Here is a 16,979-nt window from a genome sequence, read left to right as displayed (position 1 = left end):
GTTCCTCTCAGGCGCGCGACGGCTCGGTGTCGGCGTTCTCCTCGCCGGCGGTGCGCAGCTTCAGCGGCTTCATCAGCCCGCGCGCCCCGTACACGAGGTCGGGACGGACGGCGAGCACGCTCGACACCGTCACGGCGGTGATCAGCGCCTCGCCGATGCCGATCAGCACGTGCACGCCGATCATCGCGGTGGCGACCTTGGCGATGGACACGTCCGCCGTCCCGCCGACCGCGTAGATGGCCGTGAACGCGACGGCCGCGGCGGGCACCGACACGACGGCCGCCACGAACGACGCCGCCGACACCGACGCCCGCGTCTTGGGCAGCACCCGCAGCAGGAGCCGGAAGAGCCCGTAGCCCACGACGACCGTGACGAGCGACATCGTGGTGATGTTGACGCCCAGCGCGGTCAGCCCGCCGTCGGCGAACAGGAGCGCCTGCAAGAGCAGGACGACCGAGACGCACAGGATGCCCGTGTACGGCCCGACGAGGATCGCCGCCAGCGTCCCGCCGAGCAGATGCCCGCTCGTCCCGGATGCGACCGGGAAGTTGAGCATCTGCGCGGCGAACACGAACGCGGCGGTCAGCCCGGCGAGCGGCGCGGTGCGGTCGTCCAGCTCCCGCCGGGCCCCGCGCAGCGCGATGCCCACTCCGGCCACCGCGACCGCACCGGCCGCGATGGACACCGGAGCATCGATGAATCCGTCCGGTACGTGCACGTCCCTCACCATCCCTGCCCGTTATCACCAGCAGAACCAGTTTGGCGGCACATACCTAGTAGTTGCAACATGCTCGCAATAGCAAGCCGAATGTGGCCTGCGAGCAACTTAGGGAAGCGCGTGGCTCAGTCGAAAATGGGATCCCTCGTCCGAGTCCGCTTGAGCTCGAAGAAGCCGTCCGTGGAGGCGACCGCGACGACGCCGTCCCAGAGCTTGACCGCGGCCTCGCCGCGCGGGATGGGGGTGACGACGGGGCCGAAGAAGGCGCTGCCCTCGACCTCGATGACCGGGGTTCCGACCTCCTGGCCGACGCGGTCGATGCCGTCCTGGTGGGACGCGCGCAGGGCCTCGTCGTAGGCGGTCGAGTCGGCGGCGTCCGCGAGGGCCGGGTCCAGGCCGGCGGCGGTCAGCGCGTCCTCGTAGAAGGCGCGGTCGAACTTCTGCTTCTCGTGGTGGCGGCGCGTGCCGAGCTCGGTGTAGAGCCGTCCGAGCACCTCGGCCCCGTACTTCTGCTCGGCGGCGATGCACACGCGCACCGGGCCCCAGGCGTCGGCGAGCATCGTCCGGTAGTCGTCCGGGATGTCCTTGTCCTCGTTGAGGACGGACAGGCTCATCACGTGCCAGCGCACCTCGATCGGGCGCAGCTTCTCCACTTCCAGGATCCAGCGGGACGTGATCCACGCCCAGGGGCACAGGGGGTCGAACCAGAAGTCCACCGGGGTGGGCGCGTTCTCAGTCAACGTCGTCTCCTAGGAGCGTGATTCGGGTACCTCAAGCGACAACCGGCGCGTGCCCGCCCCGATTCCCGGGCAGGGGACGCCACCGATGGACGCCCTTCGGCCGTGGCGGACGGACCGGGGCGGCCTCCGCTTGGTAGACATGACTTCACCAAGCGAATAAGGCGACCAAGGAGTTCATGTGGCAGGCAACCTCACGCGCGACGAGGCGCGGGAACGGGCCCGGCTGCTCACCGTCGAGTCGTACACGATCGAACTGGACCTGACCACCGGCGACGAGCGCTTCGGGTCCACCACCGTGGTCAAGTTCGGCAGTGCCGAGACGGGTGCGTCCACGTTCATCGACCTGCACGGCGCCGTCGTGCGGGAGGCGACGCTGAACGGGAAGGCCCTCGACCCCTCGTCCTATGACGGCGAGAAGGGGCGCGTCCCGCTACCGGACCTGGCCGCGGAGAACGAACTGCGTGTCGTGGCCGACTGCGAGTACTCACGCTCGGGTGAGGGCCTGCACCGGTTCGTGGACCCCGTGGACGACAGCGTGTACCTCTACACGCAGTTCGAGACGGCCGACGCGCACCGCATGTACACCTGCTTCGACCAGCCCGACCTGAAGGCCACCTTCGAGTTCACCATCAAGGCGCCGGAGAACTGGGAGGTCGTCACCAACGAGCCGGCCGAGTCCGCCGAGGGCGGGACGTGGCACTTCCTGCCGACGCCGCAGATCTCCACCTACATCACCGCACTCATCGCCGGGCCGTACCACGTCGTCCGGGACGAGTACCGCCGCGACGACGGCACCGTCATCCCGCTCGGCGTGTACTGCCGCGCCTCGCTCGCCGACCACCTCGACACGCCCGCGATCGTGGACGTGACCCGCCAGGGGTTCGGCTACTTCGAGAAGGTCTTCGGCCGCCCGTACCCGTTCACCAAGTACGACCAGCTGTTCGTCCCCGAGTTCAACGCGGGCGCGATGGAGAACGCGGGCGCCGTCACGTTCCTGGAGGACTACGTCTTCCGGTCGCGCGTCACCGACGCCGCCTACGAGCGCCGCGCCGAGACGATCCTGCACGAGATGGCGCACATGTGGTTCGGCGACCTCGTCACCATGCGCTGGTGGGACGACCTGTGGCTGAACGAGTCGTTCGCCACGTACATGAGCGTCCTGTGCCAGGCCGAGGCCACCAAGTGGACGGGCTCGTGGACGACGTTCGCGAACCTGGAGAAGGCGTGGGCGTACCGGCAGGACCAGCTGCCGTCCACGCACCCGATCTCCGCCGACATCCCGGACATCCGCGCGGTCGAGGTGAACTTCGACGGGATCACCTACGCCAAGGGCGCGTCCGTCCTGAAGCAGCTCGTGGCCTATGTCGGCCTCGACAACTTCCTGGTGGGCGTGCGGCGCTACTTCGACCGGCACGCGTGGGGCAACACCGTCCTGACGGACCTGCTGGGCGCGCTGGAGGAGACGTCCGGCCGCGACCTGGCGTCGTGGTCGAAAGAGTGGCTGGAGACGGCCGGCGTCAACACGATGCGGCCCGAGTACCAGGTGGACGGCGACGGCAACTTCACGTCGTTCACCGTCCTGCAGGAGGCCAAGGCCGACTACCCGACGCTGCGGTCGCACCGCCTCGCGATCGGGCTGTACGACAAGACCGCCGACGGGCTCGTCCGGCGCGAGCGCGTCGAGCTGGACGTCGTCGGCGCCCGCACCGAGGTCCCGCAGCTCGTCGGCAAGAAGCGGCCCGACCTCGTCCTGGTCAATGACGACGACCTGACCTACGCCAAGATCCGGCTGGACGAGCACTCGCAGCAGACGCTGATCGAGCACATCGGCGACATCAAGGACAGCCTGCCGCGCGCGCTGTGCTGGTCGGCGGCGTGGGACATGACGCGCGACGCCGAGATGGCGACCCGCGACTACGTCCGGCTCGTCGCGAAGGGCATCCGCGGCGTCACCGACATCTCGGTCACGCAGACGCTGCTGCGGCAGGCGCGCACCGCCGTCCAGCAGTACGCGGACCCGGCCTGGCGCAAGGAGGGCCTCGCCCTGCTCGCCGACACGCTCTCCGCGCTGGCGCGCGAGGCCGAGCCCGGCTCGGACCTCCAGCTCGCCTACACGCAGGCGTTCACCGCTTCCGCCATCTCGGACGAGCACCTGGCGTTCGTCCAAGCCCTACTGGACGGCTCGCAGACCCTCGACGGCCTCACCGTCGATACCGACCTGCGCTGGACGCTGCTGCGCCGCCTCGTCGTCACCGGCCGCGCGGGCGAGGCCGAGATCGACGCCGAGCACGAGCGGGACCGCACCGCCGCCGGCGAGCGGCACGCCGCCGCCTGCAAGTCCGCGATCCCGACCGCGGCGGCGAAGGCGGCCGCGTGGGAGCGGGTCGTGTCCGGCGACCTGCCGAACGCCGTCTACCGGTCGACGCTCGGCGGCTTCGTGGAGCCCGACCAGGTCGAACTGCTGCTCCCCTACGTCGACCGGTACTTCGCCGAGGTCGGCCGCGTGTGGAAGGAGTGGTCGAGCGACATGTCGCAGACGTTCGCCGAGGTCGCCTACCCGTTCCTGGTGATCGAGCAGTCCACGATCGACCGCACCGAGTCCTACATCGCCGAGCAGAACCCGCCGGCCGCCCTCACCCGGCTGCTGTCGGAGGGTCGCGACGGCGTCGCCCGCGCGCTCCGCGCCCGCGCGAAGGACGCCGCGTCCTCCTGACGCCCTGTCCAGGAACCCCGTGACCATGCAACGATCGCATGGTCACGGGGCCCGGACGGTCGTCGAGCGGAGCTCGTCCATTGAATGGTGGCGGGCGGGGGCTGGAGGACGGTGGTATGGAGACGGCACGGGACGTGCTGACGGCGCTGGCACGCAGGTACGCGTTCGGCGACCTGGAGGCGCTGATCACGCAGGGCACGCTTGCCGCGGACGGCCGCTCGACGGCGATCGCGGCGCTGTGCGCGTTCGGGCAGCGCGTCCTCGACCTCGATGCCGAGGACTTCGGCATGCCCGAAGCCGTCGGCGACGTCCCGCGCGACCTGCTCGACCGGGCCCGCGCGAGCCGCATGCCGCAGACGGCCCGGGAGCGCCCGCGCGGCGCCCTCGCCAGCCTGCGCCCCGCGTACTCCCTCCTGCTGGAGGTCATCGCGATCCGCTGGTACCGGCGCGACATGGCGGCGCTGGTCGCCGCCGTCCACATCGCGAGCGAGTACCTGCCGATGCTGGCGTGGGAGCCCGTTCTCGGCCACGCCGGCGACCCGGCCCTCATCGGCGCCTCGGTGAGCGGCGCGGGCAGCCGGTTCGGCGTGCCCGTCGAGCCGGGGTCGGCGCGGATGTGCGACCACACCCGTCCGGAACGTTCCGCCTGCGAGCGCACGCTCCGCGTCGCGCGGGAACCGGGCCCCGGCTGGCGCGCCTACCTCGACCGCCAGCACAGCCAGGTCGCGTCGGCCCTGGGCGACTGCGCCGCCCGCTGCCGCACCCCCTGCACGGTCGTGACCCGCCTGGACGACCTGGTCCGCGCCGACCTCACCGACCGCTGCAAACTCGCCGCCGACTTCACCGACAGCGCCGTCGTGAAACTCCGCCACGCCGCCCCGGTCGGCCACGGCTTCGGCGTCCCGTCCCCCGAAGAGGTCCAGACGGCCTGGACCCGCGCCCGCAAGTCCCTCTCCCACCACCCCCTGGGCCACAAGGCCCTGGCAAACACCGACGACAACTACCCGCTGCCCGGTCTGCCCGCATTGTTCTCCGCCATCGCCGACGCAGACCTGCGCCCCGACACACTCCTCCACGACGTGACCAAGCGCATCACATCAACCCTCGCCTGATCACAGCACTGCTCTCGCACGCGGCATCACGCCCACGGCGAGGGCGATCCAAAGGACGGCGAGGCAGTCAACGATCGCCTGATCACAGGGCACCGCCATCAGTGACGGCACCCGCCTTGTGCGCACAGCCGAACCAGCGAATCTGTGACCAATCTTGTTATTGCCGGGGGCGGTGCTGCTCTAGGACGGCGAGGCGGTCGACGACGGCGGGGAGGTCGTCTAGGAGGACGGGGAGTCCTTGCGGGTCGGCCAAGGGGACTCGCCAATTGGGGTATTCGTTGGTGGTGCCCGGCTGGTTCTGGGTGCGGCGTTCGCCTACTGCGTCGGCGAGGGAGATGCCCCTCAGGAGGGCGGGTGTCCGGGCCAGGAAGGCGTGCAGGGCCGCCACGATCTCGTCGTCGTAGGTGGTTGCGTCCTCTGCCAGCGCCTGCATGATCTCGGTGGGCGGCGTGGGCAGCAGGTTCTCGTCGTGGAGGAGGGTCAGCCAGTCGGTCAGCTGGCGACGGTGGTCGGCCTCCTCATCGGCGCGAGGGCGGGTCAGGAGGCCGAGGCGGTCGCGGAGAGCTATGTGGTCGCCGTGGACGAAGCCCGTGATCGGCGGCATGTCGTGGGTGCCGACCGTGGCCAGGGAGAGTTCGCGCCACTTCGCCGGGGGCTTGGGACGTCCGCCGTCGTCGCGTTCGAACCAGAGCAGGGACGTGCCGAGCACGCCGCGGCCGGCCAGCACCTCGCGGAGGTCCGGTTCCACCGTGCCGAGGTCCTCGCCGACGACCACGGCGCCGAACCGTTCGGCCTCCCAGGTCAGGCAGCCGAGCAGCGCGTCGCGGTCGTAGCGGACGTACGTGCCGTCGGCCGGGGATGCGCCCTCGGGCACCCACCACAGGCGCGACACCTGCATGGCGTGGTCCAGGCGGACGCCGCCGGCGTGCCGGAGGACGGCCGCCGTCATCTCGCGGAACGGCCGGTAGCCGCCGGCGGCGAGCGCGTCCGGCCGCCACGGCTGCTGGCCCCAGTCCTGGCCGCGCTGGTTGAACTCGTCCGGTGGCGCCCCGACGCTCATCCAGGGCGCGTACAGGCTCCGGTACATCCAGGTGTCGGCGCTGCCGTGCGGCACCCCGACCGCCAGGTCGTGGACGATCCCGACCGGCATGCCGGCGTCCCGCGCCGCCCGCTGCGCCGCCGCGAGCTGCCCGTCCAGCCGCCACTGGAGCCACTCGTGGAACCCGGCGCGGTCGTGCCGGCCTGTGGCGTTCCGCAGGGAGGACGGCCAGCGCCGCCAGTCCGTCCCCTGCTCCTCGCTGATCGCGCACCACAGGGCGTAGCGGCCGAGCGTCGCGCTCTCCCGCCTGCGGAATTCCTCGAACTCGGGTTCGCTCCGGCCCGCGCGGAGCCGGTACATCGCCTCGAACGCCTCCAGCTTCGCGGCCCACACCGCGTCCCGGTCGAGGAGCCCCTCCTGGGCGCGCAGCTTGGCGGCGAGGGCGGCGAACCGCTCCCGGTCGCCGGCGGGCAGCTCCGCGAACTCCGGCATGTCCTCGATCCGCAGGTAGAGCGGCGAGGAGAAGCGGCGGCTCATCGGCGAGTACGGCGACGGACCGACCGGCGGGACGGGCTCGGTCGCGTGCAGCGGGTTCACGAGGAGGAAGCCGGCGCCCTGGTCTCGGGCGCTCCACGCCGCGAGATCGGCCAGGTCGCGCAGGTCCCCGAGGCCCCAGGACGCACCGGAGCGCACCGAGTACAGCTGCGCCGTGAACCCCCACGTCCGGGGCGGACGGCGCAGCGAGGCGGGCGCCACTAGCAGCGGCAGGTCGGCCTCGCCTCGGACGCGCAGGCGGTGCCAGCCCGGCGGCACGTCGGCGCGTCCCGGCAGCGGCTCGAACGGCCCGTCGGCGGTGCCCGGCGGTGCCAGGACCTCCTCCGCGCCGACCGCGATCTCCATGTCGTCGAGATCGCGGCCCAGCGCCGCGCGGATCCGGTCGGTGACCGGGCCGGTTCCCTGCCGGACGACGATGCTCGGCGGCAGCGCACGCTCCCGCTCCCGCCCGCGTTCCAGTTCCGTCCTGGCGGCGTCCGGCGTCGAGGCGTCGACCCCGAGCGCCGCCAGGACGGCGACGAGCGTGTCCGGTGAGACGGCCGCCTCCCGGCCGCGCCAGTCCGTGTACCGGGTCGCGACCCCGTGCTGCCCCGCCAGCCTGCTCAGTTCGTCGTCGCCCACGCCTGCACCATGCCCGGTGCGGGCGGGCTCACGCGGTCCAGATCTCCGGCTTGCGGCCGATCCACGGGCGCGCCTCCTCCAGCTGCGCGGACAGCGAGATCAGCGTCCCCTCGCCGCCGAGCCGCCCGGCCAGCATGATCCCGATCGGCAGGCCCGCGTCGGTCCAGTGCAGCGGGACGTTCACGGCCGGCTGCCCCGAGATGTTGTACACGGCGGTGAACGGCGTGAAGTTCGCCTGCCGCCGGAAGTTCTCCTCGGGCTCCTGATCGTGGAAGTACCCGACGGGGACGGGCGGCATGGCGAGCGTCGGGTGCAGGATCGCGTCGAACTCGTCCATGACCGGGAACGCCTTGCGCAGCTCGCCCTGGAGCGCGGCGTGCGCCTGGAGCAGCTGCGGCGCCGCCGTCGCCTCGCCGAGGCCGCGCAGCCAGCGGGTCAGCGGCTGGAGCTTGCCCGTGTCCTCGTCGGCGACGGGCGTCATCGTCGCCATCGCGCCCCACAGCGTGACGAAGTGCGCGACGAGGTCGGCGCCGAGCACCTGCTGCGGCAGGTCCACGACCTCGTGGCCCAGCTCCTCCAGCAGCGCGGACGCGGCCTCGTAGGCGGCGACGCAGTCGGGGTGCACCTCGGTGCCCGGCACCGGCGGCTCCAGGGTGCGGGCGATCCGCAGCCGGCCCGGCGCGCGCTCGGCATGGGCGAGGAACGACCCGTCCTCCTGCGGCGCCCGGTACAGGTCGCCGGGCATGTGGCCGGCCATCACGTCCAGCAGCAGGGCCGCGTCGCGGACGGTCCGGGCGATCGGCCCGTTGGTGGCCAGCCCGAACAGGTCGGGGACGATCGGGCCGGAGGAGACCCGGCCGCGGGTCGGCTTGATCCCGAACAGCCCGCACGCGCTGCTCGGGATGCGGATCGAGCCGCCGCCGTCGCTGCCCTGCGCGACCGGCGCCAGCCCGGACGCGACCGCCGCCGCGGCGCCGCCGCTGGACCCGCCCGCCGACCGGGTGAGGTCCCAGGGCGTCCGGGCCGGGGGCGCCACGTCACTCTCCGTGTAGCAGGGCAGCCCGAACTCCGGCGTCGTGGTCTTGCCCAGCAGCACGGACCCCGCTTGCGCCAGCTTTGTCACCACATGGTCGTCCGCGAATCCGGTCATCTCGGCATAGGCCGCCGAACCGAACGTCATTCGGACGCCGTCCACCATGTTCAGGTCCTTGATCGGGACCGGGACGCCGTGCAGCGGCGGCAGGTCCGCCGGGCCGGCCGCGTCCAGCACCGCCTTCTCGGCCCGCCGCGCCTCCTCGCGGGCCCGCTCGGCGGTCACCGTCACATAGGCGCCGACCTGCTCGTTCAGCCGTTCGATGCGGGCCAGATAGTGCTCGGCGAGCTCGACCGGAGATACTTCCCTGGTGCGGACGGCCGCAGCCATCCGGGTGGCGCTGAGGTCATGGGTTTGTGTCACAAAACGGAACGCTAGACGCCGTGTGCGCGGGCATCAAAGAGGGCAGGGACCCTACGGCGGCGAAAGGAGAAGAGTATCGCCCTACCCGTCCGTCGCGTAAGTTACTCACTGACCCGAGGGCGACAAAACTATTAACCCCCGATGACTAGTCGCCGACCGGCCGGATGATTACTCTGCGCACGGAGGATCATGCCCCCGATGGGAAAGGAATACGGAGCGTCACTTATGGCGATCATGGAGCGGGGCAACACGCAGGGGGCCCGGGGCCAGCCCCGGGCGGGATCCGAGGAGACACGGCCGCCGGAAGCACGGTCGGAGGAAGCGCGTGAGCACCATGACCAGGCTCCGGTGAGGGAGCGTCCCGACGAGCGCACCGACGAGCGCACCACCGAGCGCACCGCCGCGGCGATGCTCGACGACCCCCGCGTCCGCCGCTGGGCGTGGCGGATCGGCGCGGCCGTCGTCGCCGGCGTCGCCGTCCTGGTCCTGTTCGGCTGGCGGCTCGGCGTCGCCGTCGCGATCCTCGTGGTCGTCGGCGACCTCGTCCGGAGCTCGCGCAAGAGCTCCTCCGTCGCCGCCTGGCAGAAGTCGTCGGCCGCCGAACGGCGCACCGAGCGGCAGCTGAAGGCCCTCCAGCGCAGCGGGTACCTCGTGCTGCACGCGCGGGCCGTCCCGCGCGACGACGACGGTGTCAGCGACGGGCGGATCGACCACCTGGTGATCGGGCCGAGCGGCGTCTACGCCATCGACTCCGAGAAGTGGGACAAGCGCCTCCCCGTGCGCACCATGTCCCACATGAAGCTCTTCCACGGGCCCTTCAACAAGAAGGACCGGCTGGACGAGGCCCGGTGGGAGGCCCAGATGGCGAGCAGCATCCTCGCCGACCGGGTCGGCTTCGAGGTGCCGGTGCAGCCGTCCGTGGCGATCTACGGCCCGTCCATCCCGTGGAAGGTCATGCGGGTGCGGGACGTCGACGTCTACGCCGGCAACCGGGCCCGCGCCTACCTGCGGCGCCGCCCGAAGATCCTCACCGACGGCGACGTGCGGCGGATCTTCTCGGCCGCCGAGAAGGCGCTGCCGCCGAAGTACCCCGACTGAGCGAGGGCGGCCTGCTTCCCCGGGCCGCCCGCCCACCACGGCTCGACGACGAGCCCCGCCGGGATGCCGCCTTGCCGGGTTCGCCACCTGCCGGGACGGCCGCGTCCCGGCTTTTTCCATGCCGTCCCGCCGGTTGGTAGCATCGATGACGTCACAGGCCGGCCCGCGCGCGACCTCACGCTGAGCCGGCGGCAGCGCCGCGATCCGCCGCTGCGGGCAACGCTCCCAGGAACTCGGCTCGGCTCGTCACAGGTTTGGAGAGGTCTATGCCACCGCTCAGGTCACGCACGGTCACGCACGGCAGGAACATGGCGGGCGCCCGCGCCCTCATGCGCGCCAGCGGCGTCGAACGCGAGGACTTCGGCAAGCCGATCGTCGCGGTGGCCAACAGCTTCACCCAGTTCGTGCCCGGCCACGTCCACCTGGACGCGGTCGGCAAGGTCGTCGCGGGCGCGGTCCGCGAGGCCGGCGGCGTGCCCCGCGAGTTCAACACCATCGCCGTGGACGACGGCATCGCGATGGGCCACGACGGCATGCTGTACTCGCTGCCATCCCGCGAGGTCATCGCCGACGCGATCGAGTACATGGTGAACGCGCACTGCGCCGACGCCCTGGTCTGCATCTCCAACTGCGACAAGATCACGCCGGGGATGCTGCTGGCCGCGCTGCGGCTCAACATCCCGGTCGTGTTCGTCTCCGGCGGCCCGATGGAGGCCGGCAAGCCGGTCGAGGGCGTCATGGACGGCAACAAGCTCGACCTGATCGACCCGATCATCGCCTCCGCGGACGGCTCGATCGCCGAGGACAAGCTCCTCGAAATGGAGGAGAGCGCCTGCCCGACCTGCGGGTCCTGCTCCGGCATGTTCACCGCCAACTCGATGAACTGCCTCACCGAGGCGATCGGGCTGGCGCTGCCCGGCAACGGCACCGTCCTCGCCACGCACACCGCCCGCCGCCGCCTCTACGAGGACGCCGGCCGCACCGTCGTCGAGGTCGCCAAGCGCTACTACGACGGCGACGACGAGTCCGTCCTGCCGCTGAACATCGCCACCCGCGACGCGTTCGAGAACGCCATGGTGCTGGACGTCGCCATGGGCGGCTCCACCAACACGATCCTGCACCTGCTCGCCGCCGCGACCGAGGCCGGCGTCGACTTCGGGCTCACCGACATCGACGCGGTGTCCCGCCGGGTCCCGTGCGTCTGCAAGCTGGCCCCCGCGACCGGCAAGTACCACGTCGAGGACTGCCACCGCGCCGGCGGCATCCCCGCCCTGCTCGGCGAGCTGAACCGGGCCGGGCTGCTGAACCGCGCCGCGCACTCGATCCACTCCGCCTCGATGGACGAGTTCGTCGCCAAGTGGGACGTCCGCTCCCCCGACGTCCTGCCCGAGGCCGTCGAGATGTTCCACGCGGCGCCCGGCGGCGTCCGCAGCACCTCGGCGTTCTCGCAGAGCGCCCGCTGGGAGTCGCTCGACCTCGACCGCGAGAACGGCTGCATCCGCTCCGCCGAGCACGCCTACACCGCCGACGGCGGCCTCGCCGTCCTGCGCGGCAACATCGCCCCCGACGGCGCGATCGTGAAGACCGCCGGCGTCGAGGAGGAGCTGTGGACGTTCACCGGCCCCGCCGTCGTCTTCGAGTCGCAGGACGACGCCGTCGAGGGCATCCTCAGCGGGAAGATCAAGGCCGGTGACGTCGTCGTGATCCGCTACGAGGGCCCGAAGGGCGGCCCCGGCATGCAGGAGATGCTGTACCCGACGAGCTTCCTCAAGGGCCGCGGGCTCGGCAAGGCGTGCGCGCTGATCACCGACGGCCGGTTCTCCGGCGGGACGTCCGGGCTGTCCATCGGGCACGCCTCCCCCGAGGCGGCGGGCGGCGGCATCATCGCCCTCGTCGAGGACGGCGACCGCGTCGTGATCGACATCCCGAACCGGGTCCTGGAGCTCGACGTGCCGGCCGACGAGCTGGAGATCCGCCGCGAGAAGCTGCTCGCCGACCTCGGCGGCTACCACCCCCGCGACCGGCACCGCCCGGTGAGCGCCGCGCTCCGCGCCTACGCCGCGATGGCGACGTCCGCCTCCACCGGCGCCGCCCGCGACGTCTCCCAGCTCGACCGCCTCAACGGCTGAGCGGAGCGCGCGCCGGGCCGGCATTACCCGGCGGGTAATCGCCTTCGTTCCCCGCTCCGGGGAAGAGTGGTGGTCGTCAGGCGAACAGCCCGGCGACCACCACCGAAGGAGCTCGCGATGACCGCCTACGCCCTCGCCCACCTGCACCCGCAGCCGCCGCTCCACGACGACGTCTTCGTCTACATCGAGCGCATCCAGGCGACCATGGACCCGTTCGGCGGCCGCTTCCTCGTCCACGCGACCGGCACCGAGGTGATCGAGGGCCCGGTGGACGGCGGCTACGTCCTCATCGAGTTCCCCGACATGGACAAGGCCCGCGCCTGGTACGAGTCGGACGCCTACCAGGCGATCCTGCCCATGCGCACCGACAACATGGACGGCACCGCCGTCCTGCTGCAGGGCGTCCCGCCGAACTACGACGCGTCCGCGACCGCGAAGGCCATGCGCGCCGCGCAGAACGGCTAGGAGCAGCAGCCTCCGCCGCAGCAGCCGCCTCCCCCGGCGGGCTTCGGCGGGGGCGCCGTACCGCGCGACGTGCCGGTGACGGCGACCGTGGACAGCAGCTTCACCGTGTCGTCGTGCCCGTCCGGGCACGGCGCCGGATCGGACGCGTTGATCATCGGGCGGGAGACCTCGAAGGTCGACCCGCACGCGCGGCAGCGGTAGTCATAGCGAGGCACGGCCCCAGGATATACGGCGGCTACGCGGCGGGTTCGGTGACGTAGGGAGCCCACTGGGGGTCGCCGTCGTGGACGAGGCCGATGAGGCGCCAGTGCGCGCCGCGGGGAACGGCCGGAATGATGTTGAGCGTCCAGCCCAGTTCGGACAGGAGGCGGTCGGCCTTGCGGTGGTTGCAGGTCATGCAGGACGCGACGCAGTTCTCCCACACGTGCTTGCCGCCGCGGCTGCGCGGATGGACGTGATCGATGGTCTCGGCGCGGCGGCCGCAGTAGACGCAGCGGAAGCTGTCGCGGCGCATCAGCGCGGCGCGGGTCAGCGGGACGCGGGTACGGAACGGGATGCGGACGTAGCGGCGCAGCCGGATGACGGACGGCACCTCGATCGTCATCGTGGCGGAGTGCAGCACCGCGCCCGAGGTGTCGTGGTGGACGATCTCGGCCTTCTCCCGGAGCACGAGGCAGACCGCCCGCCGCAGCGGCAGCGTGGTGAGTGGTTCGTACGTCGCGTTCAGGAGGAGGACCTGCCGCATCAGACGGCCTCCGCCGGATTCCGCCGTTCGGTCGCCTCGGCGGGCGCGGTCGTCCGCGCCTCCAACCGAGGCCCGGTTATTGTCTCCGGTTCCTGCGCACTCGCCATGAGGACCTCCCCAGGGGCGAACCGACCTTCATCAGTGTGGCGTCTGATGGAGCCCGTCCGCTACCCCAATAATCCCCCATCGGACGCCCGATCGAACGCATGCCCGCGTTCCAGGCGGTTCGGAGTGGGCGGGACGGGCAGCCCGGAACGGCCAATACAGTGCATTCATGACGCCGTATCCGCCCGCGCAGCGCCAGGACATCGTCGAGGACATCCACGGTCACCGGGTCGCGGACCCGTACCGGTGGCTGGAGGAGGCCGGAAGCGACGACACCGGGGAGTGGCTCGCCGCGCAGGACCGGCTCTTCCACAAGGTCGTGGACGCGCTGCCGGGCCGGGACGGGCTGCGCGAGCGGCTCGGCGAGCTGCTCGGCGCGGGCAGCGTCGGCTCCCCCGTGTGGCGGGGCGAGCGGCGGTTCTTCACCCGGCGCGCCGCCGACCAGGAGCATCCCGTCCTCTACACGGCCGGCCCGGACGACGCCGAACGCGTCCTGGTCGACCCCATGGCGCTCGACCCGGGCGGGACGACGACGCTCGACGGGTGGCAGCCCGACAAGGAGGGGCGCCGGCTGGCGTACAAGATCTCCACCGGCGGCGACGAGGAGTCCCTGCTGTACGTGCTGGACGTCGCGACCGGCGAGCAGGTCGAGGGGCCGATCGACCGGGCGCGGTACTCGTCGGTGGCGTGGCTGCCGGGCGGCGAGGCGTACTACTACGCGCGCCGGCTGCCCGCCCGGGACGTCCCGGCGGGCGAGGAGCAGTACCACCGGCGCGTCTACCTGCACCGGGTCGGCACCGAACCCGACACCGACGACGTGCTGATCTTCGGTGACGGCCTGGACAAGACCAACTACTACGGGGTCGGGGTCAGCCGGAACGGGCGCTGGCTGACGGTGTCGTCCTCGCAGGGCACGGCGCCGCGCAACGACCTGTGGATCGCGGACCTGTCCGCGTCGCCCGCCGAGGTGCCGGCGCTGCGGGCCGTCCAGGAGGGCGTCGACGCCGGCACCGGCCTGCACGTCGGGCGCGACGGCCGCGCCTACATCTTCACCGACCGGGACGCGCCCCGCTCCCGGCTGTGCGTCGCCGACCCGTCCGACCCGTCCTACGAGCGGTGGCGGGACCTGATCCCGGAGGACCCGGAGGCCGTCCTCACCGACTTCGCGATCCTCGACGGCCTTGACCGGCCCGTTCTCCTCGCCGGCTGGACGCGGCACGCGATCAGCGAGATCACCGTCCACGACCTGGAGACGGGCGAACGCACCGGGACCGTGCCGACACCGGGCCTCGGCTCGATCGGCGGGATCATCGAGCGGCCCGAGGGCGGGCACGAGGCGTGGTTCGGCTACACCGACAACGTCACGCCGTCCTCGGTGATGCGCTACGACGCGCGCACCGGCGAGACGACGCTGTGGGCCTCCGCGCCGGGCACGGTCGCGGTCCCCGAGATCGAGACGCGCCAGCTCACCTACACCTCGCGGGACGGGACGCAGGTGCGGATGCTGGTCGCGTCCCGCCCCGGCCTCGCCGGCCCGCGGCCCGCGATCCTCTACGGCTACGGCGGCTTCAACATCTCCCTCACGCCGTCCTACTCGGCGAGCATCCTGGCCTGGGTGGAGGCGGGCGGCGTCTACGCGATCGCGAACCTGCGCGGCGGGTCCGAGGAGGGCGAGGAGTGGCACCGCGCCGGCATGCGGGAGCGCAAGCAGAACGTGTTCGACGACTTCCACGCCGCCGCCGAGAAGCTCATCGCGGACGGCCTGACCACGCCCGCCCAGCTGGCGATCTCCGGCGGATCCAACGGCGGCCTGCCCGTCGGCGCGGCCCTCACCCAGCGCCCTGACCTGTATCGCGCGGTGGTCTGCTCGGCACCCCTCCTCGACATGGTGCGCTACGAGAAGTTCGGCCTGGGCCAGACCTGGAACGACGAGTACGGAACCGCCGACGACCCCGAGGAGTTCGGCTGGCTGATCGGCTACTCCCCGTACCACCACGTCCACGCGGGCACCGCGTACCCGGCCGTCCTGTTCACCACGTTCGGCAGCGACACCCGCGTGGACCCGCTGCACGCCCGCAAGCTGTGCGCCGCGCTGCAGCACGCGACCGCGTCCGACGCGCCGATCCTGCTCCGCAACGAGGCGGAGGTCGGCCACGCCGCCCGCTCGGTGAGCCGCTCGGTCGACCTGATGACCGACACCCTCACGTTCATGGCCGCGCAGACCGGGCTGCCCCTCCCCGACGAATTGACTCGTGGTCTAATAGCGGGGTGACGATGGTACAGACCACCACGGAGCACGTCCTCGAGCTGCTCCGCGAGCCCCCCGAGGTGCCCGACACGTCCGCCGGCTACCTCGACCTGCTCGGACGGTCGTCCAAGCCGTCCCTCGCCCAGTCCGTCATGGAATCCACGTTCCTGCCGCGCATCTACGAGAAGGTCTGGCGGCCCATCGGCTTCAACGTCGCCAAAGGCTGGCCGTTCGGCCCCGACACCGCCGCCGAGCACGCACTCGCCCGCGACTGGCTCGGCCTCACCGCCCGTCCGCGACGGTGCTGGACGTACGCGCGTAACGTCCAGCACCGTCGCGGGCGATGGAGTGGCATGCACCACCACCGGTCTCACTGTGTTCGGTGACCGCAAGGTCACCGGAGCGGTCTCCGGACGACCGTCCGGCAGCACCGCTACCGTTCCTATACAGGTGCCCATGAGCGGGCCTTGGACCCACTACCCGACACTGCGCACATCCCGAACGGTCTTGGATGCGCTGGTCCCCCGCTTTCGTCGATCCGCCCGGCGACGCGCATCGCGTGCGCGGTCCGTGGCGGCACGGCAGGTTCCCTCACGCCCCCGAGCCCCGGTCGAGCCTGGACGGTCCGATGCCCCTGCCCATCATCTAGTGAGCAGGGGGCGGTGCCATCCGATGCGAGATCGAGTGCCCGCGGGCGTCACCCTGTCGCGATACCGACTGCACCCCAACAGGTCACCACTAAGCGTGATGTTGCAATTACTTTACATCACCTGCCTCGCGTTTGCAATCGAGTCGCTACCAAGTGGTGTTGAGGGCACGCGCGACCGCCACCCCTATGCAGGTGGTCGGAGGCCGCCGTTCCTGAATCTTTCCTGAACCCCTCCCCTAGGATGCGGCCGGGTGCTCGCGCTACGCTCCCACAAGAACACGCACGGGACACCCGTGCGACAGATCGGCCCCCTCCTGGGGTTGGGAAGCCTCCAGGAGGGGTGTCGCATTTATTCTTTTTTCTCCTCCTTCGGGCCTGGCGGCCCTCCATCGTCGAAAAAAGTGCGATCGCTGGCATCGCATCCGACTCGCCTAGCGGCTCGCTACGCGATCAGGTTCTCGCAAGCTCGAACCTGCCTTCGGACGCGATCGCAACGTTGAGGTCGTCCCCTATACCCATCTGACGCTGCCGACGAAGCGGAGAGTCTAAATCTCAGTGGACGCCGGACCAATACAACAAACAAAAA

At 71.4% G+C, this 16,979-nt stretch carries 13 protein-coding genes; 7 read left to right on the top strand and 6 right to left on the bottom strand.

Going from position 1 to position 16,979, the window contains the following annotated elements; genetic code table 11:
- Nucleotides 1-7: 7 nt before the first annotated feature.
- Together HUX53_RS07195 and HUX53_RS07190 are read right to left on the bottom strand one after the other, a co-directional pair.
- Nucleotides 8-718: an energy-coupling factor ABC transporter permease gene (locus tag HUX53_RS07195; protein WP_309237098.1), complete on the bottom strand. Its 711-nt coding sequence runs from the start codon at nt 716-718 to the stop codon at nt 8-10.
- Nucleotides 719-843: 125 nt separating this feature from the next.
- Complete coding sequence (locus HUX53_RS07190; protein ID WP_176402379.1) at nt 844-1,458, bottom strand: DsbA family protein; 615 nt, start codon at nt 1,456-1,458, stop codon at nt 844-846.
- Between the two features lie 178 nt (nt 1,459-1,636).
- On the opposite strand from HUX53_RS07190, the gene pepN reads away from it, so the two are divergent.
- Both pepN and HUX53_RS07180 read left to right on the top strand, forming a co-directional pair.
- Entirely contained in the window at nt 1,637-4,171 is a 2,535-nt protein-coding gene (pepN, locus tag HUX53_RS07185) for an aminopeptidase N (protein ID WP_176402378.1), read from the top strand.
- A gap of 116 nt (nt 4,172-4,287) precedes the next feature.
- On the top strand, nt 4,288-5,283 hold the full coding sequence (locus HUX53_RS07180; protein WP_176402377.1) for a hypothetical protein: 996 nt from the start codon (nt 4,288-4,290) through the stop codon (nt 5,281-5,283).
- A gap of 157 nt (nt 5,284-5,440) precedes the next feature.
- Here HUX53_RS07180 and malQ read toward each other — a convergent pair whose 3' ends face one another.
- Together malQ and HUX53_RS07170 are read right to left on the bottom strand one after the other, a co-directional pair.
- Nucleotides 5,441-7,498, bottom strand: a complete 2,058-nt coding sequence (gene malQ / locus HUX53_RS07175) for a 4-alpha-glucanotransferase (RefSeq protein ID WP_176402376.1) — start codon at nt 7,496-7,498, stop codon at nt 5,441-5,443.
- A gap of 28 nt (nt 7,499-7,526) precedes the next feature.
- A complete protein-coding gene (locus tag HUX53_RS07170; protein ID WP_176402375.1) occupies nt 7,527-8,954 on the bottom strand; it encodes an amidase in 1,428 nt (475 codons plus the stop codon).
- 348 nt (nt 8,955-9,302) lie between these two features.
- Between HUX53_RS07170 and HUX53_RS07165 the strand changes: the two genes are divergently transcribed.
- The 3 genes from HUX53_RS07165 (at nt 9,303) to HUX53_RS07155 (ending at nt 12,646) form a co-directional block, all read left to right on the top strand.
- Complete coding sequence (locus tag HUX53_RS07165; RefSeq protein ID WP_309237097.1) at nt 9,303-10,052, top strand: nuclease-related domain-containing protein; 750 nt, start codon at nt 9,303-9,305, stop codon at nt 10,050-10,052.
- Nucleotides 10,053-10,318: 266 nt separating this feature from the next.
- Complete coding sequence (gene ilvD / locus HUX53_RS07160) at nt 10,319-12,181, top strand: dihydroxy-acid dehydratase (protein WP_176402374.1); 1,863 nt, start codon at nt 10,319-10,321, stop codon at nt 12,179-12,181.
- 117 nt (nt 12,182-12,298) lie between these two features.
- On the top strand, nt 12,299-12,646 hold the full coding sequence (locus HUX53_RS07155; protein WP_176402373.1) for a DUF1330 domain-containing protein: 348 nt from the start codon (nt 12,299-12,301) through the stop codon (nt 12,644-12,646).
- Here the strand turns inward: HUX53_RS07155 and HUX53_RS07150 are convergent.
- Together HUX53_RS07150 and HUX53_RS07145 are read right to left on the bottom strand one after the other, a co-directional pair.
- Nucleotides 12,643-12,861, bottom strand: a complete 219-nt coding sequence (locus HUX53_RS07150) for a zinc ribbon domain-containing protein (RefSeq protein WP_138635566.1) — start codon at nt 12,859-12,861, stop codon at nt 12,643-12,645. The genes HUX53_RS07155 and HUX53_RS07150 overlap by 4 nt on opposite strands.
- Before the next feature lie 20 nt (nt 12,862-12,881).
- A complete protein-coding gene (locus tag HUX53_RS07145; RefSeq protein ID WP_176402372.1) occupies nt 12,882-13,391 on the bottom strand; it encodes an HNH endonuclease in 510 nt (169 codons plus the stop codon).
- A 274-nt stretch (nt 13,392-13,665) separates the two neighbouring features.
- On the opposite strand from HUX53_RS07145, the gene HUX53_RS07140 reads away from it, so the two are divergent.
- Entirely contained in the window at nt 13,666-15,768 is a 2,103-nt protein-coding gene (locus tag HUX53_RS07140; RefSeq protein WP_176402371.1) for a prolyl oligopeptidase family protein, read from the top strand.
- On the top strand, nt 15,765-16,130 hold the full coding sequence (locus HUX53_RS07135) for a hypothetical protein (protein WP_176402370.1): 366 nt from the start codon (nt 15,765-15,767) through the stop codon (nt 16,128-16,130). The genes HUX53_RS07140 and HUX53_RS07135 overlap by 4 nt, the downstream gene beginning before the upstream one ends.
- The last annotated feature ends 849 nt before the right edge of the window (nt 16,131-16,979 follow it).

The sequence above is a fragment of the Actinomadura sp. BRA 177 genome (assembly GCF_013372625.1).
Classification (GTDB): domain Bacteria; phylum Actinomycetota; class Actinomycetes; order Streptosporangiales; family Streptosporangiaceae; genus Spirillospora.
This window is presented reverse-complemented; position numbering and strand designations above follow the sequence as displayed.

Bases quoted from the DNA above. Each gene is read 5' to 3' on its own strand.
- HUX53_RS07180 (WP_176402377.1), top strand. From the start codon at position 4,288: ATGGAGACGGCACGGGACGTGCTGACGGCGCTGGCACGCAGGTACGCG.
- ilvD (WP_176402374.1), top strand. From the start codon at position 10,319: ATGCCACCGCTCAGGTCACGCACGGTCACGCACGGCAGGAACATGGCG.
- HUX53_RS07155 (WP_176402373.1), top strand. From the start codon at position 12,299: ATGACCGCCTACGCCCTCGCCCACCTGCACCCGCAGCCGCCGCTCCAC.
- HUX53_RS07145 (WP_176402372.1), bottom strand. From the start codon at position 13,391: ATGCGGCAGGTCCTCCTCCTGAACGCGACGTACGAACCACTCACCACG.
- HUX53_RS07140 (WP_176402371.1), top strand. From the start codon at position 13,666: ATGACGCCGTATCCGCCCGCGCAGCGCCAGGACATCGTCGAGGACATC.